The 24,973-nt window shown below is 68.6% G+C and carries 20 protein-coding genes and 1 pseudogene; 13 read left to right on the plus strand and 8 right to left on the minus strand.

The window, feature by feature from the left end; all coding sequences use genetic code 11:
• The first annotated feature begins 1 nt into the window (after nucleotide 1).
• Genes L540_RS12085 through L540_RS12100 form a run of 4 tightly spaced genes read left to right on the plus strand, consistent with a single transcriptional unit; the run spans nucleotide 2 to nucleotide 4,590 of the window.
• Nucleotides 2-1,660, plus strand: a complete 1,659-nt coding sequence (locus L540_RS12085) for an ABC transporter ATP-binding protein (protein ID WP_068945287.1) — start codon at nucleotides 2-4, stop codon at nucleotides 1,658-1,660.
• 13 nt (nucleotides 1,661-1,673) lie between these two features.
• Nucleotides 1,674-2,894 (plus strand): NAD(P)/FAD-dependent oxidoreductase, encoded by a 1,221-nt coding sequence (locus L540_RS12090; RefSeq protein ID WP_043208772.1) that lies wholly within the window; start codon nucleotides 1,674-1,676, stop codon nucleotides 2,892-2,894.
• Between the two features lie 14 nt (nucleotides 2,895-2,908).
• Nucleotides 2,909-3,523 (plus strand): flavin reductase family protein, encoded by a 615-nt coding sequence (locus L540_RS12095; RefSeq protein ID WP_043208774.1) that lies wholly within the window; start codon nucleotides 2,909-2,911, stop codon nucleotides 3,521-3,523.
• Nucleotides 3,524-3,543: 20 nt separating this feature from the next.
• Nucleotides 3,544-4,590, plus strand: coding sequence for a M29 family metallopeptidase (locus tag L540_RS12100; protein WP_043208776.1), 1,047 nt, complete (start codon nucleotides 3,544-3,546; stop codon nucleotides 4,588-4,590).
• On the opposite strand, the gene L540_RS12105 is transcribed toward L540_RS12100, so the two are convergent.
• From L540_RS12105 to L540_RS12120, 4 genes are read right to left on the minus strand one after another with little or no spacing between them, the layout of a single operon-like run.
• Nucleotides 4,584-5,465, minus strand: a complete 882-nt coding sequence (locus L540_RS12105; RefSeq protein WP_043208779.1) for a LysR family transcriptional regulator — start codon at nucleotides 5,463-5,465, stop codon at nucleotides 4,584-4,586. The genes L540_RS12100 and L540_RS12105 overlap by 7 nt on opposite strands.
• A 10-nt stretch (nucleotides 5,466-5,475) precedes the next feature.
• Nucleotides 5,476-6,039 carry a FumA C-terminus/TtdB family hydratase beta subunit gene (locus L540_RS12110; RefSeq protein ID WP_043208781.1) on the minus strand — a complete coding sequence of 188 codons (564 nt, stop codon included), beginning with the start codon at nucleotides 6,037-6,039 and terminating at the stop codon, nucleotides 5,476-5,478.
• A 10-nt stretch (nucleotides 6,040-6,049) separates the two neighbouring features.
• The gene (locus L540_RS12115; protein WP_048026363.1) at nucleotides 6,050-6,892 is read right to left on the minus strand and encodes a fumarate hydratase; all 843 of its coding nucleotides are present in this window, start codon (nucleotides 6,890-6,892) and stop codon (nucleotides 6,050-6,052) included.
• 34 nt (nucleotides 6,893-6,926) lie between these two features.
• Nucleotides 6,927-7,889 (minus strand): Bug family tripartite tricarboxylate transporter substrate binding protein, encoded by a 963-nt coding sequence (locus tag L540_RS12120; RefSeq protein WP_043208783.1) that lies wholly within the window; start codon nucleotides 7,887-7,889, stop codon nucleotides 6,927-6,929.
• A gap of 181 nt (nucleotides 7,890-8,070) precedes the next feature.
• Between L540_RS12120 and L540_RS12125 the strand changes: the two genes are divergently transcribed.
• Nucleotides 8,071-8,808 (plus strand): GntR family transcriptional regulator, encoded by a 738-nt coding sequence (locus tag L540_RS12125; RefSeq protein ID WP_043208785.1) that lies wholly within the window; start codon nucleotides 8,071-8,073, stop codon nucleotides 8,806-8,808.
• A gap of 34 nt (nucleotides 8,809-8,842) precedes the next feature.
• Nucleotides 8,843-9,796 (plus strand): Dyp-type peroxidase, encoded by a 954-nt coding sequence (locus L540_RS12130; protein WP_043208787.1) that lies wholly within the window; start codon nucleotides 8,843-8,845, stop codon nucleotides 9,794-9,796.
• A gap of 16 nt (nucleotides 9,797-9,812) precedes the next feature.
• Here L540_RS12130 and L540_RS12135 read toward each other — a convergent pair whose 3' ends face one another.
• Genes L540_RS12135 through acnA form a run of 3 tightly spaced genes read right to left on the minus strand, consistent with a single transcriptional unit; the run spans nucleotide 9,813 to nucleotide 14,053 of the window.
• A complete protein-coding gene (locus L540_RS12135) occupies nucleotides 9,813-10,517 on the minus strand; it encodes a MarC family NAAT transporter (protein WP_043208789.1) in 705 nt (234 codons plus the stop codon).
• Between the two features lie 19 nt (nucleotides 10,518-10,536).
• A complete protein-coding gene (locus L540_RS12140; protein WP_043208790.1) occupies nucleotides 10,537-11,412 on the minus strand; it encodes a GntR family transcriptional regulator in 876 nt (291 codons plus the stop codon).
• A gap of 58 nt (nucleotides 11,413-11,470) precedes the next feature.
• Entirely contained in the window at nucleotides 11,471-14,053 is a 2,583-nt protein-coding gene (acnA, locus tag L540_RS12145; RefSeq protein ID WP_082149625.1) for an aconitate hydratase AcnA, read from the minus strand.
• A 347-nt stretch (nucleotides 14,054-14,400) separates the two neighbouring features.
• Here acnA and L540_RS12150 point away from each other — a divergent pair, with 347 nt between their 5' ends.
• The 7 genes and pseudogenes from L540_RS12150 to L540_RS12180 form a co-directional block, all read left to right on the plus strand.
• Nucleotides 14,401-17,505, plus strand: coding sequence for an autotransporter family protein (locus L540_RS12150; protein ID WP_082149626.1), 3,105 nt, complete (start codon nucleotides 14,401-14,403; stop codon nucleotides 17,503-17,505).
• A 139-nt stretch (nucleotides 17,506-17,644) separates the two neighbouring features.
• Nucleotides 17,645-18,565 (plus strand): DUF6963 family protein, encoded by a 921-nt coding sequence (locus tag L540_RS12155; RefSeq protein ID WP_043208795.1) that lies wholly within the window; start codon nucleotides 17,645-17,647, stop codon nucleotides 18,563-18,565.
• Nucleotides 18,552-19,232: a TetR/AcrR family transcriptional regulator gene (locus L540_RS12160; protein ID WP_043208796.1), complete on the plus strand. Its 681-nt coding sequence runs from the start codon at nucleotides 18,552-18,554 to the stop codon at nucleotides 19,230-19,232. Before L540_RS12155 ends, L540_RS12160 begins: the two co-directional genes overlap by 14 nt.
• A complete protein-coding gene (locus L540_RS12165; RefSeq protein WP_043208798.1) occupies nucleotides 19,229-20,818 on the plus strand; it encodes an ABC transporter substrate-binding protein in 1,590 nt (529 codons plus the stop codon). The genes L540_RS12160 and L540_RS12165 overlap by 4 nt, the downstream gene beginning before the upstream one ends.
• A 2-nt stretch (nucleotides 20,819-20,820) precedes the next feature.
• The gene (locus tag L540_RS12170) at nucleotides 20,821-22,260 is read left to right on the plus strand and encodes an N-acyl-D-amino-acid deacylase family protein (protein WP_043208801.1); all 1,440 of its coding nucleotides are present in this window, start codon (nucleotides 20,821-20,823) and stop codon (nucleotides 22,258-22,260) included.
• A gap of 33 nt (nucleotides 22,261-22,293) precedes the next feature.
• Nucleotides 22,294-23,313: an Lnb N-terminal periplasmic domain-containing protein gene (locus tag L540_RS12175; RefSeq protein WP_053073204.1), complete on the plus strand. Its 1,020-nt coding sequence runs from the start codon at nucleotides 22,294-22,296 to the stop codon at nucleotides 23,311-23,313.
• A 21-nt stretch (nucleotides 23,314-23,334) separates the two neighbouring features.
• Nucleotides 23,335-24,066 (plus strand): annotated as a pseudogene (locus L540_RS12180) (YoaK family protein); the annotation flags it as partial.
• A 38-nt stretch (nucleotides 24,067-24,104) separates the two neighbouring features.
• Here the strand turns inward: L540_RS12180 and L540_RS12185 are convergent.
• Nucleotides 24,105-24,878 carry an SDR family oxidoreductase gene (locus tag L540_RS12185; RefSeq protein WP_043208803.1) on the minus strand — a complete coding sequence of 258 codons (774 nt, stop codon included), beginning with the start codon at nucleotides 24,876-24,878 and terminating at the stop codon, nucleotides 24,105-24,107.
• Nucleotides 24,879-24,973 lie beyond the last annotated feature (95 nt).

Below are 24,973 nucleotides of genomic sequence, written 5' to 3' on the forward strand. Positions count from 1 at the left end.
GATGACCTCGCCATTGATCGATATCCGGGATCTGCGCCTGGCCACCTCCGCCACGCCCTCGCGCGAACTGCTCAAGGGCCTGAGCCTGACCCTGCGCGCCGGAGAGGTGCTGGGCATTATCGGCGAGTCGGGCGCGGGCAAGTCCACCCTGGGCCTGGCGGCCCTGGGACATCTGCGCGCCGGCGTGCGCCACACGGGCGGCCAGGTGCTCTACCGTGGGCAGGACCTGCTGGCCATGCCCCTGGCCCGGCGCAATCAGCTGCTGGGCCGCAAGCTGACCTATGTCGCCCAGTCGGCATCGGCGGCCTTCAACCCCGCCTACACCCTGGGCCGGCAGATGACCGAAACCCTGGTGCGCGACGGCATGCCGCGCGAAGCGGCGCGCCAGCGCATGGTGGCCTTGCTGCGCAAGCTGGACCTGCCCGACCCGGAAAACTTCGGCGAACGCTATCCGCACCAGGTCTCGGGCGGACAGCTGCAGCGCGCCATGACCGTGATGGCCATGGTTTCCGAGCCGGAAATGGTGGTCTTCGACGAGCCCACGACCGCGCTGGACGTGACCACCCAGCTGGAGGTGCTGGCCGCCATCAAGAAAGCCATACATGGCCAGCAGAGCGCGGCGCTCTATATCAGCCACGACCTGGCCGTGGTGTCGCAGATCTGCGACCGCATCATGGTCCTGCGCCATGGCGAGCTGGTGGAGGCGGGCACGGCGCGCCAGGTGGTCGATGCGCCGGCGCGCGAATATACGCGCGAGCTGCTGGCCGTGAGCCGGCATCGCGGCGCGCCCGAGCCGGTGAGCCAGGAGGACACCATCCTGACGGTGGACAAGCTGTCGCTCAGCTATGGGCCGGTACAGGTGCTGCACGAGGTCTCGCTGCGGCTGCGGCGCGGCACCACGCTGGCCGTGGTGGGCGAGTCCGGCAGCGGCAAGTCCACCCTGGCCAAGACCATCGTGGGCCTGGTGCCCGGGCCGCGGCAGACGCTGCGCTTTGACGGCCAGGCGCTGCCGGCGGCCTTGCGCGACCGCTCGCGCGACACCCTGCGGCGCATCCAGCTGGTGTTCCAGACGCCTGACACGGCATTGAACCCCAGGTTGACCATAGGCGAATCGCTGGGCCGGCCGGTGGCTTTCTACCATGGCTTGCCGGCCTCGGCCGTGGCGCGCCGCGTCGAAGAGCTGCTGGCGGAGATCGAGCTGCCGGCCGAGGTGGCCCGCCGCTATCCGGGCGAGTTGTCCGGCGGGCAGAAGCAGCGCGTCTGCATCGCGCGCGCGCTGGCCGCGCAGCCCGACGTCATCATCTGCGACGAGGTCACTTCGGCCCTGGACCCGCTGGTGGCGCAAGGCATTATTGCCCTGCTGGCCCGTTTGCAGCGCCAGCGCGGGGTATCGTACATCTTCATCACCCACGATCTGGGCACGGTGCAGAGCATCGCGCACGACATCGCGGTCATGCGCGGCGGCAAGGTGGTCGACTGCGGCAGGCGCGACGAGGTGCTGCCGCCGCGCCATCCCTATACCAGGCTGTTGTTCGGCGCCGAGCCCCGCACCGAGGCGGGCTGGCTCGAACAGGCGCTGCGCGGGCGTTCGCGCAGCGAAGCCGGACCTTCCGGCGAGTTGCAAAAGGCGGTGCCCGACGCACCCATGAGTATCGGCTGACAAGGAAGCATAAATGACGGAAACCATCGTGATCGCGGGCGCGGGACATGCCGCGGGCAAGGCGGTGCGGATCCTGCGCGAAGAGGGCCATACCGGCCGCATCGTGCTGGTGGGCGAGGAAACCCATCTGCCCTATGAGCGTCCGCCGTTGTCCAAGGAGTATCTGAACGGCGCGCGCACGCTGGAGCAGTGCGCGGTCAATCCGGCCGCCGCCTATGACGGCGTCGAACTTCTGCTGGGCCAGCGGGCGCTGGCGCTGGACCCCGTGGGCCATGTGCTGTCCACCACGGCCGGCATGCTGCGCTACGACAAGCTGCTCATCGCCACCGGCGCGCGGGCGCGCGCCTTTCCGGGCCTGCCGTCTCATCCGCGCGTGCATGTGCTGCGCGGCGCCGATGACGCGCTGCGCTTGCGCCAGGCGCTGGTGCCGGGCCGCCATATCCTGCTCATCGGCGGCGGCTTCATCGGCCTGGAGGTCGCCGCGACCGCGCGCGGCCTGGGCTGCGAAGTGACGGTGCTGGAGTCCGCCGATGTGCCGCTGGCGCGCGTGACCGGCCGGCAGGTGGGCCGCTATGTCGAGTCCGTGCACCGCGCCCATGGCGTGAAGCTGCAGACCGGCAGGGTGGTGACCGGGGTGCGGGCGCATGACGACGGTGTCGAGGTCAGCTGCCAGACCGGCGAGACCTGGCGCGCCGACACTCTGGTGGTGGGCATAGGCGTGGTGCCCAATGTGGAGCTGGCGCGCGAGGCCGGCATCGAGTGCGAGGACGGCATCGTGGTCGATGCTTGCGGCCGCAGCAGCGCGCCGGATGTCTACGCCACCGGCGATGTGACCTCGCATCCCAATCGTCATTACGGCCGCCGCATCCGGCTCGAAACCTGGGAGAATGCCGAGAAGCAGACCGTGGCCGTGTGCCGCAGCATGTTGGGCCGCGAGACCGCCTATGACGAGATTCCCTGGATGTGGACCGATCAGTTCGGCATGAATCTCCAGGTCGTGGGCCTGCCGGGGCCGGTGGACCAGGCCGTGGTGCGCGGCGATCCGGCCAGCGGGCGCTTCATCAGCCTGTCGCTGCACCAGGGCTGCCTGACTTTCGCGGTGCTGGCCAATATGGGACGCGAGCGCCGCGCGCTGACCACGCTCATCGCCAACCGCACGCCGGTGTCGGTGGCCGACCTGGCGAATGACGCCATCAACCTGCGCGATCTGGCCCGCCAGACCGCGGCTGCCTGAACGAGGAGCGCCTAGTGTTCTATCACTGCGACCGCAACGACCACGGTCTGCCCTACAACCCCTTCAAGGCCTGCGTCATTCCGCGCCCCATCGGCTGGGTGTCCACCCGCTCGGGCGCGGGCGTGCCCAATCTGAGCCCCTTCAGCTTTTTTTCCGCCGTCAATGAGCGCCCGCCCATGGTGGCCTTCTGCGCCAACGGCCGCCATGTGGCCGGCGGCGAAAAAGACTCCGTGCTCAATGCCCGCGAAACCGGCGAGTTCGTCGTCAATCTCGCGACCTATGCCTTGCGCGACGCCATCAACGCCTCGTCCGCCTCGGTCGAGCGCGATGTGGACGAGTTCGGCCTGGCCGGCGTGACCGCCGTGCCCGGCCGGCTGGTCAAGGCGCCGTGCGTCAAGGAGTCCCCCGTGCACTTGGAGTGCGCGGTGCACGACATCCTGGAGCTGCCCAGCAGCGAGGAGGGCTGGATCAGCCGCATGGTGATCGGCCGCGTGCTCGGCATCTACGTCGATGACGCCATGATCGAAGACGGGATGGTCAAGGCCGAGCGGCTGCAGGCCATCTCGCGGCTGGGCTATATGGACTACGCCGTCACGCGCGAAGTCTTCCAACTGAACCGGCCCGAATGACGGGCGACAAGGGAGTTTCGATGGGAGTGTCCGCCATCAAGGATCATCGTCTGTCCGCCGCGGCCCGGGTGCTGGTGAGCGAGCATTTCGCGGTGCAGGCCGGAGAATGCGTGCTGATATCGGCCGATACGCGCACCGATCCCGAGCTGCTCGATGCCGTCTTCGGCGCGGTGTGCCAGGCAGGGGCCACGCCCTTGCTGGCGACCTTGCCCAAGCTGCCTTTCCAGGGCGCGCTGGCCGATCCCTATCTGCCGCCGGCTTTCGCGGCCGCCGCCGCGCAGGCCGATGTGTGGCTGGATTTCAATTTTCCCTATATGGCCGGCTCCACGCCGCATGACGAGGCGATCAAGGCCGGCCGGGTGCGCTACGGCCTGCTGGCCCTGCCCGATGGGGCCAGCCTGGCGCGCGTCTACGGCGGGGTGGATTTCGGCGCGCTGATGGATTTCCAGGTGGCCTTGGCCGAATACCTGGACGCGCGCGCCGGCGCCGAGGCGCATTTCACCTGCCCGCTGGGCAGCGACGCCCGCTTCATCCTCCAGCCCGTCAAGCTCAAACGCCACCGCGTGGCCAATGTGCCCGGCATCCATACGGTGCCGGGGGCTCAGAGCCTTTATCCCCAGCTCGACAGCGTGCGCGGGCGCATCGTGCTGCAGGCCCTCTTCGACGAGGTCTACCGGCCATTGCGCCGTCCCATCACGCTGGAGGTGGACGGCCGCATCCAGGGTTTTTCGGGCGCGGGCGCCGAAGACGCGCCGCGCCTGGAGCGGGCCCTGCGCCGCGCCGGCAATGGCCAGTACGGGTATTTCGTGCACTTCACGCTGGGCTTTCACCCGGCCGCCTGTTTTACCGGCACGAATTTCATCGAGGACATCCGCCTGCCCGGCACCAACGCCATCGGCATGGGGCTGCCCTGGTGGGAGCCGGGCGGCGGCGAGAACCATCCCGACGGCGTGGTGTTCGACCAGACCCTGTCGGTCGATGGCGAGGTGCTGGTCAAGAACGGGGCCTTCCAGGGGCCGGCGGCGCTGCGCGCGCTGCACGAGCGCTTGCTGCCGCGCTTTTACTGAGCGGCGCGTATGCCCTCGATCAGGGCCTGCACATAGCGCGGCGCGGGCTGGCGCAGGACAATGCTGCGCTCGCGCGGCGCCCAGGGCTCGTCCAGCGCCAGCAGCCTCAGTCCGGCCTGGTGGCGGCGCGCCGCCGAAGCGGGCAGGATGCCGATGCCCACGCCGGCCTCGACCATGCGGCAGAGGGCTTCAAAGCCGCCGACCTGCACGCGCCACTGGGGCGCCAGCCCCGCCTCGGCGGCTTTCTGCTCCAGGAAGTGCAGCAAGGTGCTGCCGGTGTGCAGGCCGACCTGCGGATAGCCCAGGGCCGCGGCAAAGCGCACGGCGCTTCGTGCGGCCAGCGCATGCTCCTGCGCTACCGCCACCACCAGGCGGTCGGTCGAGAAGGGGATGCGCTGCAGGCCGCGGACGGCGACCGGCCCGGCGAGCACGCCCAGGTCGGCCGCGCCATCGCGCACGCCCTGGGCGATGTCCGGGTTGAGCTTTTCTTCCAGCGTCACGCTGATGGCGGGATGGCTGCGCAGGAAATCGCGCAGCACGGCCGGCATGAACTCGCTGACAGCCGTGGTGTTGGCGTAGATGCGCACATGGCCGGTGATCTCCTGGCGGTGGCGGTCCACCGCGCTTTGCAGCAGCGCGGCCTGGCGCATCATGCGCCGCGCGTGACGCAGCAGGGTAAGGCCGGCCGGCGTGAGGGTCACGCCGGTGGGTTCGCGGTACAGCAGGCGCAGGTCCAGCCGGGCTTCCAGCGCCTTGATGCGCAGGCTGGCGGCCGCCAGCGACAAATGCATGGCGCGGGCGGCCCGGGTGAGGCTTTTCTCCTCGGCCGCCAGGATGAACAGACGCAGATCGGCCAGATCGAAGCGCGGCGTCATGGCGGCGGCATCAGCCGGCCAGCCGGGCCCGGTATTTGGCGACTTCCTCGTCATAGAGATCGCGCCCGTGCGCATCATTGGTGACCAGCAGCGGGAAGCCCTCGATCTCCAGGCGCTGGATGGCTTCGGTCTTCAAGTCTTCATAGGCCACCACGGTGGCGCGCTTGATGCAGGCGAACAGGGTGGCCGAGATGCCGCCGATGGCCGAGAAGCACACCGCCCCATTGCGCCGGCAGTTCTCGCGCAGCGCCGGGCCGCGGTTGCCCTTGCCGATGGCGGCCTTCACGCCGTGGTCAAAGAGCACGGTGGCATAGGGATCCATGCGGTAGGCCGAGGTGGGGGCGACCACGCCGATGGCGTGGCCGGGCATGGTGGGGCCCGGCCCGCCGTAGAACACCGTCTGGCCGCGCAGGTCCACCGGCAGCGGCAGGCCCTGGTCCAGCAGGTCGACCAGGCGTTTGTGGGCGGCGTCGCGCGCCATGTAGATGGTGCCGCTGAGCAGGACTTCGTCGCCGACATGCAATTGGCGGATGACCTCGTCGGTCAGCGGCGTGGAGAGCGTATGAGTGGCCATGCGGGAGTCCTCAGAGGATGGCGGTCTTGCGGCGCGAGGCGTGGCATTGGATGTTGACGGCGACCGGAAGGGCGGTGATGTGGCAGGCATAGGTTTCCACCGCCACCCACAGCGCGGTGCTGGAGCCGCCGTAGCCTTGCGGGCCGATGCCGCTGCGGTTGATGGCCTCCAGCAGCTCGGTCTCCAGGGCGGCGATATGGGGCGCCTCGTGGTGCTGGCCGATATCGCGCAGAATGGCCTTCTTGGCGATCTCGGTCACCTTGTCGAAACTGCCGCCCAGGCCCACGCCCACGGTCAGCGGCGGGCAAGCCGCGCCACCGGCCGCTTCGATGGCATTGAGCACGAAACGCTTGACGCCCTCGACGCCCTCGCCGGGCAGGAGGAATTTCATCGTGCTCCAGTTTTCGCTGCCGCCGCCCTTGGGCAGCACGGTGATGCGTATCTGCTCGCCGGGGACGATGTCGGTATGGATGACGGCGGGCGTGTTGTCATTGGTATTGACCCGCAGCAGCGGGTCGCCCACCACGGACTTGCGCAGATAGCCTTCGGCATAGCCTTTGCGCACCCCGGCGTGCACGGCCTGCTGGTAGTCGCCGCCGACGATGCGCACGTCCTGGCCGACATCGACATAGACGATGGCCAGGCCCGTGTCGTGGCAATAGGAGACATCGTTCTCGCGCGCGATGCGGTCATTGTCGATGAGCTTTACCAGCACGGACTTGCCCAGCGGCGAGATTTCCGTCTGGCGGGCGCGTTCAAAGGCCGCCAGCACATCGTCGGGCAGCTTGCGGCAGGCCTCGATGCAGAGGGTGGCGATACAGTCGGTGATCTGGTCGGTATGTATTTGGCGCATGGCGTATCGGGAAAGAAAAGGGCGGACGCGGGCCTCAGTCCAGCTTGACCTGGGCGTCGTTGACGATGCGCGACCATTTGGCGACTTCGCCGCCGAGATAGTCCTGGAATTGCTGGGCCGTCTTGGGCTTGGCCGGGGTCAGCGCCAGCGTCTGGAAGCGCTGCGCCACCTCGGGCGTGCGCAGGATCTCGTTGACCTGCGTGTTCAGGGTTTCGATGATGCGCGGGTCGGTGCCCTTGGGCGCCAGCAGGCCGAAGAAGGCGACGGTGCTGATGGCCGGATAACCCTGTTCATGCAGCGTGGGCAGATCGGGCAGGAAAGGACTGCGCTCATTGTCCAGCACGGCCAGGGCGCGCAGCTTGTTGGCCTTGATCTGCGGCAGGATGGCCGGCAGGGAATCGGAGGTGGCCGGGATCAGCCCGCCGATGACCTGGGTCTGGGCCTCGGCGCTGCCCTTGAAGGGGATGTGCACCATCTTGATGCCGGTCTCGCCGCTGAAGACTTCCATCGTCAGATGCTGGGTCGAGCCATTGCCGGCCGAGGCATATGACAGGTCGCCCTTCTTGGCGGCCTCGACCAGCTGGGCGACCGACTTGATGCCGGATTGGGCGCCCACGGCCAGGATCTGGGGCGTGGCGGCGATGTCGGCCACGGCGGAGAAGTCTTCCAGCGGCTTGTAGGGCAGGCGCGAATACAGCGAGGGCGCGATCGCGAAGGGCCCGGTGCTGGTCAACAGCAGGGTGTAGCCGTCGTTCTGGGCGCGGGCCGCATAGCCGGTGCCCAGCGTGCCGCCGGCGCCGGCCTTGTTTTCGATGATGAAGGGCTGTCCCAGCTTCCGGGCCAGCTGTTCGCCAATGCTGCGGGCGATGATGTCGCCCGTCTGTCCGCCGGGGAAGGGCACGATGATGGTGACCGGTTTTTCCGGATAGGCGGCCCAGGCCGAGGCCTGGGCGAGGAGGGCACAGCCCAGGGCCAGGTATTTGAAGCGTTGCAACATGAGGGGGTCTCCTCCCAGCGGCGCGCGTGCGCGTTTTAATAGTAGATACCATTTAATGGTACGTACTATTCTAAGGAGCGCCGGGCCGCTTCGTCAATCGGCATGGCCGCGCGGCGCGGCCGGCGGCGGGGGACGGGCTCGGTACAATACGGCGGCCCGCGCCACCATCAAGAAGCCCATCATGGATGTCCGTTACACCGAGCTTGCGAGCGTGCTGGTCAAACAGATCACCGAAGGCCCTTTGCGGGTCGGCGATCAACTGCCCAGCGAAGTCGCCCTGGCCGAAGAACATGGCGTCAGCCGCACCACGATACGGTCGGCCCTGAACATCGTCGAAGGGCTGGGCCTGATCAGCCGCAAGCGCCGCGCCGGGACGGTGATCCTGTCCAAGGAAACCCGCAACCGCTACACCAAGTCGCTCCATAACATCGAGGACCTGGTCAACTACGCCAGCTATACCGAACGCACCATCATCGACATCTCCGATGCGGTGGCCGACGAGCGGCTGGCCGCCGCGCTGGAATGCCGCCCGGGCCAGAAATGGCTCAAGATCCGCATGCTGCGCACCGAGAAGACGCCCGAGCGCGCGCCGGTCTGCTGGACCGACGCCTATCTCGATCCCAAGGAGGGCCTGCCCATCCTGGACCAGATCCAGGACGGCACCGGCCTGCTGTGCACCTTGATCGAAAAAAACTCCGGCCGCGCCGTGCTGGACGTCAAGCAGGAGATCGCGGCGACCTCGCTATCCGAAGAAGTCGCGCCCTATCTGCGCGCCGCGCCGCATATGCCGGCCCTGGAGATCACGCGCCAGTACCTGGACCAGGCCAAGCAGAAATTCCTCATCACGGTCAGCACCTATCCGGCCGACAAATTCCGCTTTACCTTCTGGATGCACCGCGCCAAGGCCACCGAGCTCTAGGCTTTCCATCACCTTTCCCGAGCGAGTCCTCACCATGCCCATCCTGTCCCAGCCAGTCAGCGCGCCGGTCACGCGCAGCGCCTTTTTCCTGGTCGCCACGGTCAAGCCTGATGCGCGCAGCCGCGCCACGGTGCGCGAGTGCTGCGCCGATATCGCGGCTCTGGTGCGCTCGGTCGGCAAGCGCGTGCCGGACGGCCAGCTGTCCTGTGTGCTGGCCTTCGGCGCCCAGGCCTGGCCGCGCCTGTTCGGCGGCCCGGTGCCGGCCAGCCTGCATCCCTTCCGGGAATTCGGCGAAGGCGAGCGCCGCGCCGTCGCCACGCCTGGCGATCTGCTGCTGCATGTGCGCGCCGACCGCCAGGACCTGGGCTTTGAACTGCTCACCCAGCTCATGACGCGCCTGCAAGCGGCGATCGACGTGGTGGACGAAGTCCAGGGTTTCCGCAATTTCGACATGCGCGCCATGATCGGCTTTGTCGACGGCACCGAAAATCCCGAGGGCGAGGCCGTGCCGCCCTTCACGCTGGTCGGCGATGAGGATCCCGATTTCCGCTGCGGCAGCTATGTGCTGGTCCAGAAGTACCTGCACGACATGACGGCCTGGAACGCGCTCACGGTCGAGCAGCAGGAGCGCATCATCGGCCGCCGCAAGCTCTCGGACATCGAACTGGACGAGGAGAGCAAGCCCGACTGGTCGCACAGCGCGCTCACGACGCTGGAGGACGAGGCCGGCAACGAGGTCAAGATTCTGCGCGACAACATGCCTTTCGGCCGCCCCGGCCAGGGCGAATTCGGCACCTACTTCATCGGCTATGCGCGTTCGCCCCAGCCCATTGAACAGATGCTGGAGAATATGTTCGTCGGCAAGCCGCCGGGCAATTACGACCGCCTGCTGGACTTCTCGCGCGCGGTGACCGGCGGCCTGTTCTTCGCGCCCTCGGCCACCCTGCTCGAAGAACTGGCCGAACGCGCGCCCGCCGATCAGGACTAGGGCGCCCGCGCGGCCGTCAAGCCGGCGGGCCGCCGTGGATCTGGCCCAGATAGGTGGTGATGATTTCCAGCACGCCGTTGATGACGAACTGCACGCCCATGCAGACCAGCAGAAAGCCCATGACGCGGGAGATGGCTTCCACGCCGTCATGGCCGATGATCTTGACGATGCGGCCGGCCCAGCGCAGGCAGACCCAGAACAGCAGGCCCAGCAAGAGGAAGACAATGGGCGGCGTCAGGTCGATGACCCAGCGGGCGTAGTGGTCGGCGGCGTCCAGGGTCGAGGTGGCGCTGATGATCATGGCGATGGTGCCGGGGCCGGCCGTGCCGGGCATGGCCAGCGGCACGAAGGCGATATTGGGCGAGGCGCGCTGCGGGATGGCGTCGGCCGCCTTGTCGGCTTCCGGGATGTCTTCCAACGCGGTCTTGGGGAACAGCATGCTGAAGCCGATGGCCACCACGATCAGGCCGCCCGCGATCCGCAGCCCCGGGATGGAGATGCCGAAGGTGCTCATGATCCAGGCGCCGGCGTAATAGGTCACCAGCATGATGCCCACGACATAGCAGGCCGCCTGGCCGATCTGCTTCTGGCGTTCGCGGTAGGGGATGTGCTGGCCCAGCGACAGCAGCAGGGACATGGATGTCAGGGGATTGGCCAGCGGCAGCATCAGCGTCAGGCCCAGGCCGGTCAGCTTGATCAGGTCGAGAACGTCGTTGAGCATGGGGGCGGGTTTCCGGGGGTCAGGCGCGCAGCAGCGGCGCGATCGCTTCGATGTTGCGCAGCGTATGCTGCAGGTGTTCGCGCAAGGCCATGGCGGCCGCGGCGAGGTGCTGGGCCTCGATCAGGTCGAGGATATGCAGATGCTGCTCGCAATGGTCGCGGTAGCGCTTGCGGTCGCGCATGGAGCGGTACGACAGCAGTCGGCGCACCCGGTTCACGCGGCGGATGGCATCGACGAAAAAGACGTTGTGCGAGGCCTCGACCAGCGACTCGTGAAAATGCACCCCGCGCGCATGCAGCTGGTCGGCGGTGGCGGTCTCGATGCCGCCTTGCAGCAGCTGCAGCTCGGCCTGGCGGCAGCGAGCCAGCACGGCGGGATCCAGCCGATAGCCGGGTTCGAGCAGGGCGGCGGGTTCCAGCGCCAGGCGCAGGCGGTAGGACTGCAGCAAGGCGTCGGGCGTGCGCATCATGGACGAGAACTCCCAGCCATAGCCCGGGCGGCGCGTGATCCAGCCTTCGGCCGCGATGCGGTCCAGCACGGCATTGAGCTGCGCCACCGTCAGCTGGTAGCGCTGGCGGAGCTGGGATTCGGTCACGGCCTCGGGCAGCGCGCCGTTGAGCAGGTCGTCGGCGATACGGAAATAGGCCTGGTCGCCCGGCTCCGGCGGCGCCGAGGCCTCGGCCTGACGCGCCGGCGCGGCGACGAAATAGCCGCGATTGGGCTGCCGGACCAAGAGACCCTGGCCGGCCAACCCCCGCAAGGCCTCGTTGACCGGCGTGCGCGAGACCCGCAGCCGGTCGGCCAGCCATTGCGCCGGCAGATGCGAGCCCGGCGCCAGACCCTCGGTCTGGATCAGGCCGATGATCTGCGCGGCAAGGGCGGTGTGCGGTTTCATGCGTGCCACTTTAACCCGGATGGGCAGGGGCTAAACGGGATCGCCCGCCGTCCGGATTTCAGCCTCCCAGGTATTGCGCCAGGATGCCCGGTATCACGCCGCCGGCGCGCAGCAACTCGCATTCCAACCGGGTTTCCACGGCCGCCTGCGCCACGAGGGCGGTCGCGCCGCCGGCGGCGTGGCGCAGGCGCAGCGGCACGTCCGCGCGCGGCCTGATGTCGGCCGCGTCGATCTCGATGCGGTCGCCGGCCGCCAGGCCCGGCCACTGCGCCGGCAGGCGCAAGGGCAGGATGCCCATGCCGATGAGGTTGGAGCGGTGGATGCGCTCGAAGCTGGCGGCCAGCACGGCGCGTATGCCCAGCAGGCGCTGGCCCTTGGCCGCCCAGTCCCGCGACGATCCGGTGCCGTACCGTTCGCCAGCCACCAGCACCACGCTATGTCCGTCGTCCTGGTAGCGGGCGGCCGCTTCCCAGATCGGCATGAGGCGGCCGCTGGGGATATGCAGGGTATGGGCCACCGGGGCTTGCCCGGCCAGCTGGTTGCCCAGGGTGCGGCTGTGGAAGGCGGCGCGCAGCATGACTTCCCAATTGCCGCGCCGAGAGGCGAAGACATTCAGATCACCGCGGTCTTCGCCGCGGGCCACCAGGAAGTCGGCCACCAGGCTGTCGGGCGGGATGGCGCTGGCTGGCGAGATATGGTCGGTCGTGACGTCGTCGCCCAGCGCCAGCAGCGGGTAGGCGGTATAGCGGCCCAGCAGGCTGCCGGCGTCGCGGGTGGCAAACGGCGGGCGGCGCAGCATGGTGGACGCCGGGTCCCAGGCAAAGCGGGCGCCCTCGGGCGCGGGCAGGGCATGCCAATCGGGATTGGCCTGGGCCCGGCGGAAATCGCGCGCGAAGTCCTCGCGCGCCAGGCCGGCCCGCAGACAGGCCTGGATCTCGTCCTCATGCGGCCACAGCTCGGCCAGCATCACGGGCCGGCCTTGCGCGTCGTGGGCCACGGGGCCATGGACCAGGTCGCGCCGCGCATCGCCGGCCAGGGCGTAGGCGATCACCATGGGCGGCGACACCAGAAAGCCCAGCTCCAGGTCGGGGTGGACCCGGCCCGGGAAGTTGCGGTTGCCCGACAGGATGGCGACGGGCCGGATGGCGCCGGCGCGCGCGCCGGCATCGATGGCGGCGGGCAAGGGGCCGGCATTGCCGATGCAGGTGCTGCAGCCGAAGCCCACGATGTCAAAGCCCACGGCGCCCAGATCGTCCAGCAGGCCGGCGCGGCGCAGATAGCTGTAGGCCGCGGGCGAGCCGGGCGCCAGCGAGGTCTTGGTCCAGGGGGCGGCGCGCAGGCCGCGCGCGCGCGCCTTGCGCGCCAGCAGTCCCGCGGCCATCAGCAGCGCCGGGTCGCTGGTGTTGGTGCAGCTGGTGATCGCGGCGATGGCCACGGGGTAGGCGGGCAATCCGGGCGCGCCGCTGTCCAAGGGCGGCAGCGTCGCGGGCACCTCGGCCAGCGCATGCCGGTCCTGCGGGCGGCGCGGGCCGGCCGCGCTCGCGGCCAGGCGGTCCAGGGCGATGCTCAGCGTGCGTGTATAGCGCGGGCGCGCCTGGGGATCGAACCACAGGCCATTGCGCCGCAGATAGGACCGCGCCAGCGCCAGGCTGGCCTCGTCGCGGCCGGTCTGGCGCAGATAGTCCAGCGCCGCCTCGTCGGGCGGGAAATACGCCGTGGTCGCGCCGTACTCGGGCGCCATATTGGCCACCACCGCGCGGGCGCCGGCCGGCAGGGCGCTGACGCCCGGGCCGAAAAATTCGACGAACTCGCCGGACACGCCGAGGGCGCGCAGGCGCTCGGTGACGGCCAGCGCCAGATCGGTCGCCAGCACGCCGGACGGCAAGGCGCCGGTCAGCTCCACGCCGATGACATCGGGGATGCGCAGCATGGTGGGCATGCCGAACATCACGGTCTGGGCTTCCAGCCCGCCCACGCCCCAACCCAGCACGCCGATGCCATTGATCATGGGGGTGTGGCTATCGGTGCCCAGCATCATGTCCGGCACGGCCCAGCGCCGGCCCTCGCGCATTTCGGCCTGCACCAGCGTGGCCAGCTGTTCCAGGTTGATGGTGTGCATGATGCCCGTGCCTGGCGGATGGATGCGCACGCCGCGCAGGGCCGACTGGGCCCAGCGCAGAAAGCGGTAGCGCTCGCCGTTGCGGCGGATCTCATGCCCGATGTTCAGGCGCGCGGCATCGGGCCGCGCATAGGCCTGCACGGCCAGCGAATGGTCGACCGAGACATCCACCGGCAGCACGGGATTGAGCCGCGCCGGGTCGACGCCGGCTTCGGCAAGCGCATCGCGCATGGCGGCGATATCGACCAGGGCCGGCGTGCTGGTGGTGTCATGCATCAGCACGCGGCCCGGCTGGAAGGCGATTTCGGCCAGGCTGCTGCCTGTATCCAGCCAGCCGTTCAGGGCGGCGATCGCCGCCTGCCTTTCCTCGCCGCGCATATGGCGCGCCACGTTTTCCAGCAGCAGGCGCAGCACCACGGGCAGGCGCGGCGAGGCCAGGGCGGGCAGATCGACGATGAGGTAGCGGTCGCTACCGACGGCCAGGGTGGCCGGGGCGAGAGGGGCGGCATCCATGTCGCGCATTATTGCATTTTAAAAAATCAAAAAGCAATTTAATGGGGTGCACACCCGCCCGGCGGCGCAAGAGGGATATGCATGCCGGCGGGATGCCAGGCCGGCGTTTTTTTCCGGTCTCGCACTGAAAAAGCCTCCGGATTAAACACTCTTGCGCAGTTCGTCACGATGCGGATGTGCGCGCGCGGCAACGATTCGCGCCCCCAACGGTCAAACATTTAAAAGGGACAGATTTATAGGGTTTTCACTAGGTCGAATGGCGCTCACCATGAGGCCGTTGGCGCGACATTCTGGACAGTTCTACGGCAGCCCTCTATGCCCTCCGTCAGCAAGGTGTTAACGAGACGGGAGTGGTCATGAGCAACATCAGAAGTCTTTCCCGGCCGGGTCAGCCGATCCGCCGCCCTATGCGCCGCGCCAAGTGGCGAGCCGCCCCGCTGGTGGTGGCGCTTGCCGCGGCGTTTGCCCTGCCGGCGCAGGCCCAGCCCATCGTCTATGGACCGGGACTGGTGGAACAGCCCATCAGGGTGGGTGGCGGCAGTGCCATCATCGAGGGCGGCACCACCATCTCGCCGCAACCGCCCTATCCGGAGCACCACAGCGGCACCGGCGTGCAGGTTTACGGCGGCGGCGAGGCCACGCTCAAGGCCAATGAGGGCGCCATCTATATCAACGCGCATGGCCATTCGGCCGACGGCCTGTTCGTGGGCGAGGGCAAGATCACGGTCAATGGCGGCGGCACGTACATCAACGTCGTGACGGATGACACCGATGACAATATCAACGCGCGCGGCATCTATACCGCGGGCGACGCCGGCCGCTCGGAATTCGAAGGCACCGATGTTTTCGTGACCACCCAGGGCAGCAATTCCGATGGGCTGCGCTCCTATGGCCAGCAGGCCACGGTCAAGCTCAATAACGCCACCCTGACCACGTCGGGCGACCGTTCGCGCGGCGTCACGAGCTGGGGCGGCGCCGAGATCACGTTGGACAATACCGGCATCACCACCACGGGCTTGCAGTCGCACGGCGTGTGGCTGACAGCGGGCGGCGCCGACAAGGACACCCACCTGACCCTGAACAACGGCTCGATCACCACGAGCGGCTTTCAGGCCAATGGCGTCGAGGCCTATCCGGGCACCCATTTCACGGCCAATAACACCTCGGTGCACACCACGGGCGACGCCTATGCGGTCAACATCGCTGGCGCCACATTCGACGGCTCCCAGGTGGACATCGTGGCCGAAGACGCGCGCGCGCTGGTGGTGAGCGGCGCGACAAGCCAGGTGGACCTGGTCGATTCCTCCATCCATTCCACCAAGAATGGCACGCAGACCGTTTGGATCAGTGCCGGCGATGTCACCTTGAGCGGCACCCGCATCACGGCCGGCGGTAGCGATTCCATTCCGGTTTGGAGTACGGGCGGCCAGACCGCCCTGAACGGCAGCCTGCTGGAAACCACGCAGGACGGTTCGCGCGCCCTGCTGGTGCAGGGCGGGGCGGTCACGCTAGGCATGCACGAGGGCGCGGGCACGCTGGTGCATACCACGGGCGCCAGAGCCAATGCGGTGGGGGTGCTCAATGGAGCCAGCTTCTCGGCGGACGGCGCCACGTTGCACACCGAGGGTGCGAGTTCCCACGCGCTGTTCATCTACGGGGGCGACGAGGCGGCGCCCAATACCGTGGACCTCGCGCGCACGACCATGACGTCGCAGCAGGCCGACGGCCTGCGTTTCTACGGCGGGCATGGCGTGGTCAACCTGGATGCTTCTTCGGTCACCGGTGGGCAGAACGCCATCTGGGCGGCCCCCGACAATGCGGGGCCGGGCAATGGCACGGTCAATGCCAGCGGCTCGCTCATCACCGGCCGCGTGGGCGCCGAAAGCGGGAGCACGATCAATGTCAACCTGAAGGACGCCAGCCGCTGGAATGTCACCCTGGATTCCACCGTGGACGAACTGAGCAATGCCAACAGCCTGATCGACCTGCAGGCCGCCGGCGACGTGGCTTCGCGGCCCACCGATGCGAGCGCCTATCGCCAGCTCAATGTCCGCGGCAACTACAGCGGCGCCGATGGCGTCGTCGCCGTGAACACCTATCTAAACACCGGCGGCGAACTGAGCAATCAGCACACCGACCGCCTGCTGGTCGCGGGAGACGCCATCGGCACGACCCAGGTGCAGGTCAATGGCATTTCCGGCAGCCCCGGCGGGCTGACCTCGCCGGATGCCCGGCATCTCAGCCATGAAGGTATTTCGGTGGTGCAGGTCGCAGGGGCCTCCACCAGCAACGCCTTCACGCTCAAAGGCGGCTATGTCCATGCGCCGGAACAGCCTTATACCTATCGTCTCTTCAGCTATGGCCCGGGCGCCGAGCTGGGCGCGGCCGATCCGGCGCAATCCCTGGTCGGCAATGCCGACGGTTATTGGGACTATCGCCTGCAAAGCGCCTATGTCGGTCCGGAAGGGCCCGTCACCCCCGACCCCACCCGGCCGGATGTGCGCCCGCAAGTGGTGCCCCAGGTCGCTTCCTACCTGACCGCGCCCATCGCGCTGCAATACGCTACCTATGCGGACATGGATTCCCTCCATCGCCGCCTGGGCGAAATCCGCGATGACCGGGCCATGGGTCTGGACAAGGGCAAGGGCGAGGTCTTCTTCCGCGCTTATGGCGGCGACTTCGACTATCAGTCCAACCGCGGCTTTCGCGGCTATGGCTACGACGCCAGCGGCGACTACGGCGCCGTGCAGCTGGGCGGCAATCTGTTCAAGCAGGCTTCGGAAGACGGCGTGTGGCGCTTCGGCGCGGCCGGCTCCATGGGCCGCCTGACCTACCGTCCCGACGCCGTCGATGGCGCCAGCCGCACGAAGACCGATATCTATCGCCTCTCGGGATATGCCACCTACCTCAGCAATGAGGGCTGGTATGTGGACGGCATCCTCTCGCTGGGCTGGTTCAATGGCGACGTGCGCACCGACGCGCGCGGCAAGGTCATGGATCTCAAGGGCAACAGCTTCGCGGCCTCCATCGAAGCGGGCTATCCCTTTGACATCGGTTATGGCATGAACCTCGAGCCCCAGATCCAGCTGGTCGCGCAACACCTGCGCTTTGACAGCAAGCGGGACGCGGACGGCCTGGACGTGGACATCGGCTCGCAAACCCAGGGCATGGCCCGCCTGGGCGCGCGCCTGACCCGTCCGGTGGACCTGGCCAGCGGGCGCATCACGCCTTACGCCGGCATCCATGTGCTGCATGCCTTCAACGGCGCCTCCAGCGTCGATGTCGGCGACGCCACCTTCCGCACCGGCCAGTACGGCGATGCGATGCGCTACTCAGTGGGCGTGACGGGCACGGTCAGCGAAATGCTGTCGCTCTATGGCGAAGTCGCCCGCATGCAGGCCCTGGGCGGATCCGGCGTCGACGGCTGGCTCTTCAACGGCGGTCTGCGCTATCGCTTCTGATACCGCCGGTATTGACTCACCCGGCCAGGCGCGCCCGCGCCTGGCCGTCTTCATTCTCCCGGGTTTTCACTAGTTCTCCCTGCCGCGGGCCGCGCTCTAGCATCGGCGTGTGACCACATGGTCACATTGCGGAGGCGATATGACGATAGGCGTGGCGGCAAGCGGTGAACGCGCCGCCTGGGCGGTGCGCGACGCCGTGCTGGGCGCCGAGCTGCTGGGGCGGGGCGCCATCGGCGGCTTCGCCGTGCTGGCCATCGTGGACGCGCAGGGCGCGCTGCACTACGGCCAGACGCAACGCGGCGGCATCACCGCCCTGGATATGCCGCCGGGCTGGCAATCCGCCCGCCTGGCGGCGGCCATCTCCAGCGGCCCGGACCGCCCCGAGCCCCTGGTCCAGTTCCTGGCCGGCCAGGCCGGCCTGGGCCTGGTCACCGGCCACCGCCTGCCCAACCAGCCGGGCGCCGACGGCATGGCGCTGAACCAGGCGGTATTGCGCCGTATGGCGCAGGGCCAGGCGCCGCAGCAGGCGGTCGACGAGGTGCTGGCCGCGCATGCCGAGTGGGACGCCGGCCTCATCGCGCTGGACACAGGCGGGCGGCTGGGCATGGGCAATAGCGTGCGCGTCACGCGCCGCGACGATCTGGGCGAGCTGCGCCGCCGGACCTACGAAGCCAGCCTGGGCCTGCTGCACAACAGCATCTACACGCGCGCGCCGCTGGCGCCGGACCTCGCCGAACTGGCCTGGGCCCGGCTGACGGGCCGCGCCGGCGCCTTGCATCTGTTGACGCTGGATGCGCCCGTGACCATTCAGGCCGGCCCGGCCGACCGGGTGCATGTCGACGCCCAGGGCCGCATCCTGGCCCTGGAGAGCGCCGATCCGCGCCTGTCCACCCTGAACCGGCCCGGCACCGCCGTCTATCTCGGCGCCGGCGTCTGGCGCGAGGGCCGCTGGGTGGGGCGCGCCCAGACTGAACTCTATGCCGAGCTGCGGGCCGGCACCGTGCATCCCGGACCGGGCGGCGGGCATCTGCTGATGCGGGGGCGCGATGTCGCGGCGTGAGCAGACCGAAAGACAGATCCTGCAGGCCCTGGAAGACCAGATCCGCGACAGCGGCATGGCCGGGGTCGGCATCAACGCCATCGCCAAGCGCGCGGGCGTCAGCAAAACGCTGATCTACCGCTATTTCGATGGCCTGCCGGGCTTGCTGATGACCTGGATGCGGGAGCAGGATTATTGGACCGGACACGCCGGGCTGCTGGCCGACAGCGAATCCAGCGCCCGTCCGCCGGCCGAACTCATCCTCGCCATGCTGCGCGCCCAGATCGAAGCCCTGGCCGGCAACGAAACGCTGCGCGAGATCCGCCGCTGGGAGCTGGTCGAACGCAATGAGGTCACGGCGCGCCTGGCCGAGCGCCGCGAGCGGACCGCGCGCGCCTTCATCGACCGCGTCGACGGCCTGACCGACGAGGCCGACGTTCCGGCCCAGGTCAGCATCATGCTGGCCGGCGTGCTGTATCTGATGCTGCGCGCCAAGACGGAAAGCCATTTCCTGGGCCTGCCCTTGCGCGGCAATGAGGGATGGCGCCGCCTCTACGCGGCCCTGCAGGAGATGGTGCGGGGCCTGCCCGAGCCTTTGCGATCGCAACCGTTGAGCGCGCTGGAAGCCGCGCGCCCGACATCCGGAAAAGGCCGCGCTGGCGGCCAGTCAAAAGGGGAAATGCCATGATGTTGATGCACAGCCTGCGCCGCGGCGCCAGGCGGATGCTGCTGGGCGCGGCCTTGACGGCCGCCCTGTCGGCCGGCGCCGCGGCGCAGACGGTGTCCGTGGTCATGCAGTCCGGCTTGCGCGTGCTGGATCCGGTCATGACCACGGCCTTCCTGACGCGCGACCACGGCTACATGATCTACGACACGCTGCTGGGCACGGACGAACACTTCAAGGTCCAGCCGCAGATGGCCAGCTGGACGGCCAGCGATGACGGCAAGGTCTATACCTTCACGCTGCGCGAGGGCCTGAAGTGGCACGACGGCCAGGCCGTCACGGCCGAGGACTGCATCGCCTCCATCAAGCGCTGGGCCGACGTCGACGCCAGCGGACAGGTCCTCATGACCATGGTCCAGGGCATCGAGCCCATCGACGCGCGCCAGTTCCGCGTGGTGCTCAAGCAGCCGACCACGCTGTTGCTCGAAGGCCTGGCCAAGCTCAGTTCGCGCCCGGCCTTCATGATGCCCAAGCGCATTGCCGACACGCCCAGCGCCCAGCCCATCAAGGAGTTCATCGGTTCGGGCCCGTTCAAGTTCGTGGCGGGCGAATTCAAACCCGGCCTGAAGGTGGTCTACGAAAAGAACAAGGACTATGTGCCGCGCGCCGAGCCGCCCAGCTGGACGGCCGGGGGCAAGGTGGTCAACGTCGATCGCGTCGAGTGGGTCGCCATGCCCGACCAGATGACGGCGGTCAACGCCTTGCAGAACGGCGAGGTGGACTACATGCAGCAGCTGCCTTTCGACCTGCTGCCCATGGTCGAGGGCCAGCCGGGCCTGCAGGTCAAGGTGCTGGACAAGCTGGGCGCCTGGACCTACTTCCGCATGAACCATCTTCATCCGCCGTTTGACAACAAACTGGTCCGCCAGGCCGCCATCGCGGCGGTCAGCCAGGAAGATGTGCTCAAGGCCCTGGTGGGCAATCCCCAGTACTACCGGACCTGCGCGGCCGTCATGGGCTGCGGCAATCCCATGGGCGACACCACGGGCGAGGACTGGGTGGTGCCGGGCCGGCTGGACCGCGCCCAGGCCCTGCTCAAGGAAGCCAAGTACGACGGCACGCCGGTGGTCATCCTGCAGCCCTCCGATATCGCCATGCTTTCGGCCCAGCCCGTGGTCCTGGGCGCGGCCTTGCGCAAGGCCGGCTTCAAGGTGGTCATGAAGGCCATGGACTGGCAGAGCGTGGTCTCGCAGCAGGGCAACCAGAATCCGCCCTCCGAAGGCGGCTGGAACATTTTCTCGACTTACAGCATCCTGGCCACCAGCGGCGATCCCTTCGGCAATACCACCTTGCAGGCCAATGGCCGCAAGGCCTGGGCCGGCTGGCCCGATGTGCCCGCCCTGGAAGCCCTGCGCCTGAAATATGCGCAGTCCACCGACATGGCCGAACGCAAGCGCATCGCCGCCGAAATCCAGAAGGTGGCCATCGACGAGGGCGTGGTGGGGCCGCTGGGCCAGTTCCAGATTCCGGCGGCCTACAGCACGCGGCTGTCCGGCATCCTGGAGGCGCCCGTCACCCTGTTCTGGAATCTGAAGAAAAGCGAGAAATAAGCATGTCCACTGTCCATGACCTGCTCATCCGCGGCGCCGAGATCGTCGATGGCAGCGGCGCGCCGCGCTATTCGGGCGACTTGGCCGTCGACGGCGAGCGCATCACCCGCCTGGGCGATCTGTCGGGCCACAGCGGCCGCCGCGAAATCGACGCCGCCGGCCGCGTGCTGGCGCCGGGTTTCATCGACGCCCACACGCATGATGACCGCGCCCTGTTATCCGATGGCGGCATGGCGCCCAAGGTCAGCCAGGGCGTGACCACCGTCATCGGCGGCAATTGCGGCATCTCGCTGGCGCCCCGCCCGCCGCGCGTGGTGCCGCCGCTGGACCTGCTCGACAGCGACGGACAGTGGTTCCGCTATGCGCGCTATGCCGACTATATGCAGGCCTTGCGGGACCAGCCGGCCGCCACCAATTGCGCCATGCTGCTGGGCCACATCACGCTGCGCGTGGCGGCGGTGCCTGATCTGGAGCGCGACGCGCGGCCGGCCGAAATCGCCGCCATGCGCGAGCAGGTCGAGCTGGCCCTGGACGCCGGCGCCATTGGCGTGTCCACGGGCCTGGCCTATGCGCCGTCGCGCGCGGCCAGCACCGAGGAGATCATCGAGGTCTGCCGGCCGCTGCGCGGCCACGGCGGCATCTTCACCACGCATCTGCGCGATGAGGGCGACGCCATCATGGACTGCCTGGAAGAAACCTTCCGCATCGGACGCGAGCTGGATGTCCCCGTGGTGATCTCCCATCACAAACTGGTGGGCCGGCCCAACTACGGCCGCTCCGTGCAGACGCTGGCGCGCATCGGCGAGCAGATGGGCCGCCAGCCCATCTGCCTGGACTGCTATCCCTACAACGCCTCGTCCACCATCCTGGAGCAGGCGCTGGTCGATGGCGCGGCCCGCGTCATCGTGACCTGGTCCAAGGCCAGCCCCCAGTACGCCGGGCGCGATCTGGACGATGTCGCCCGCGAGATGGGCTGCGCCGTCCCCGAGGCGGTGCGCCGCCTGCAGCCCGCCGGGGCCATTTATTTCCGCATGCACGAGGACGACGTCACGCGCATCCTGGGCTTTGACGACACGATGATAGGCTCCGATGGCTTGCCGCACGATGAGATGCCGCATCCCCGCCTCTGGGGCAGCTTCCCGCGCGTGCTGGGCCACTATGCGCGCGGCCTGGGGCTGTTTCCGCTGGAGAAAGCCGTGCACAAGATGACGGGGCTGACCGCGGCGCGTTTCGGCCTGGCCGACCGCGGCGTGCTGCGCGAGGGCGCGTACGCGGATCTGGTGCTCCTGGACGCCCTGCGGGTCGAAGACCGGGCCACCTTCGCCCATCCCGTGGCGCCGGCCGCCGGCATCGACGCGGTCTGGACCAATGGCCGCCCGGTCTGGCAGGACGGCAAGACCACGGGCGAGCGGCCGGGCCAGGTATTGCGCCGTCAGGCATAGAATGTCTGCCATCGGTCAGCAGGGGGGCAGGGCGTGTCGGGGAAGTCCATTGCATGGCGGGTGCCGGCCGCGCTGGCCCTGGCGCTTTTCAGCGCCTGGGGGGCGCTGGCCCTGTATTACCAGTTCCCGGGCGGCGCGCCGGGCAAGACCCTGGCCCTGGCGCTCTGGCTGGCCGGCGCGCTGACCGCGCTCCATGCCCTGGCGGCCCGGCCGGCCTGGCGCCGGCGGGCCGGCTGGGGCTATCTGCTGCTGGCCGCGCTGCTGCTGGCGTGGTGGCAGGGGCTGCAGCCCTCCAACGACCGGCAATGGGCCGACGACGTGGCCCGCATGCTGCAGGGCAGCCGGGACGGGTCCCTGGTCACGCTGGACAATGTGCGCAACTTCCGGTGGCGTAGCGACAGCGATTACACCGTGCGCTGGGAAAACCGCCGCTACGATCTCGACCGGCTGGAGTCGGTGGACATGGTGCTCTCGACCTGGGGCATGCCCGCCATCGCGCATACCCTGGTGTCCTTTGGTTTTTCCGACGGCCAGCGCGTGGTGTTTTCGGTCGAGATCCGCAAGGAGCGACACGAACACTTCTCCGAACTCGGCGGCTTTTTCAAGCAATTCGAGCTCAGCGTGGTGGCCGCCGACGAGCGCGACATCATCTATGTGCGCACCGCGGTGCGCGGCGAGCAGGTCTCCCTCTATCCCATCCGCATGCCGCGCCAGGCCATGCGCGAGCTCTTCCTCGCCTATGTGGATACCGCCAATGCCCTGCGCGAGCGGCCGCCCTTCTACCACACGGTGACAGCCAATTGCACCACGCTGGTCTATGAGATGGTGCGCGCCATCGTGCCCGGCCTGCCGCTGGATTACCGCCTGCTGCTGTCAGGCTATCTGCCCGAATACCTCTACGCCCATGGCGGGCTGGGCCACGACCGCACGCTGGCGCAGCTGCGCCGGCAGGCCGACATCACGGCGCGCGCGGCCCAGGCCGGCGACGGACCCGGCTTTTCCCAGGCCATCCGCCAGCCCTGGGCGCCGCCGGGCGTACAATCCCCGCGTTGATATCATGGTCTTGGTGGCAACGTGGCGATTCCCTATCTTCTGCGCGAACTGACGGCGGCGCAGCGCACCCCGAGGGCCAATCGGCAGTTGGCCTATTTCCTGATTTTCGTCGCCGGCGCGGTCAATGCCGGCGGCTTTCTGGCGGTCGCCCAGTACACCTCGCATATGTCGGGCATCGTGTCCGCGATGGCCGATCATCTGGTCCTGGGCAGCCTGGTATTGGCCATGCAGGGCCTGGCGGCGCTGCTGGCCTTTCTGTGCGGCGCGGCGACCTCGGCCTGGCTCATCAACTTCGCCCGGCGCGCCCGGCTGGCCAGCGAATGCGCCTTGCCGCTGCTGCTGGAGGCCGCGCTCCTGCTGGTCTTCGGCCTGATGGGCGCCAGCGTCGAGCGGCATCAATGGCTCTACCTGCCCCTGACCGTCACGCTGCTGTGCTACATCATGGGCCTGCAGAACGCCATGATCACCAAGGTGTCGCGCGCCGAGATACGCACGACCCACATCACCGGCATGGTGACCGACATCGGCATCGAGCTGGGCAAGCTGTTCTACTGGAACGCCCTGGCCGCCGACGCGCCCAAGGTCACGGCCGACCGCCAGAAGCTGGGCGTGCTGGCCGCGCTGGTGACGCTGTTCTTCCTGGGCGGCGTGGCGGGCGCGCTGGCCTTCGCGCACGTCGGCTTTTCCGCCACCTTGCCGCTGGCCCTGCTCCTGGTCGTGCTGGCCACCGTTCCCGTGATCGACGATTTGCGCCGCCTGGCGCGGCGCCTGGGCCAGCTCCCGCGCAGGTTCTAGCCCGTGTATTGCTCGCCGCCGTCCAGGTCGATGACGGTGCCGCTCAGATAGCCCGCGCGCGGCGAGCAGCCGAACACAATCATGTCGGCGATCTCGGCCGGCTCGGTGAGGCGGCCGAAAGGCAGGTCGGTCAGCGTCTCCTGCCAGCGTTCCGGATCATTCCAGCGCGCCTGGGCGCGCTGGCGGGCCAGCGTCATGACACGATCGGTGCGCGTGCGGGTGGGGTTGACGCCAAAGACGCGCAAGCCATGCCTGGGGGCCTCGCCGCCCAGGGCGCGCGTAAAGGCGATCAGGCCGGCATTGGCGGTCGCGCCGCAAATGTAGTCGGCGCGCGGCGCCACGCCGGCCTTGCCGATGATGTTGGCCACCACGCCGCTGCCGCGTTCGCGCATGGCCGGATAGCAGGCCCGCGTCAGGTTGATGTAGCCATAGATCTTCAGTTCCCAGGCGGCGCGCCAGCGCGCCTCGTCGACTTGCTCCAGCGTGCCGCCCGGAATGGCGCCGGCATTGTTGACCAGGATGTCGATGCCGCCGGCTTCACGCGCCAGGGCCTCGGCCGCGCCGGCCTGGGCCAGGTCGCTGGCCAGGAATGCGGCCGCCACGCTGGTCTGGCGCCGGATGTCCTCGGCCGCCTCGGCCAGGGCCGCGCGGTCGCGCGCCACCAGGATGGGCAGCGCGCCTTCGCGGGCGAAAGCATGCGCACAGGCCAGGCCTATGCCCTTGGACGCGCCGGTGATGAGTACGCGCTTGCCGCCGAGTTGCAGATCCATTGATGTCTCCGGAAGGGTGGGGTGGCGGCCAGCATATCGCGGCCGCCGCCCGGCCGCGCATGGCAGCCCTGCCGCCAGCACGGTCTTTGGCGTCC

It is taken from the genome of Bordetella pseudohinzii, assembly GCF_000657795.2.
Lineage (GTDB): Bacteria > Pseudomonadota > Gammaproteobacteria > Burkholderiales > Burkholderiaceae_B > Bordetella > Bordetella pseudohinzii.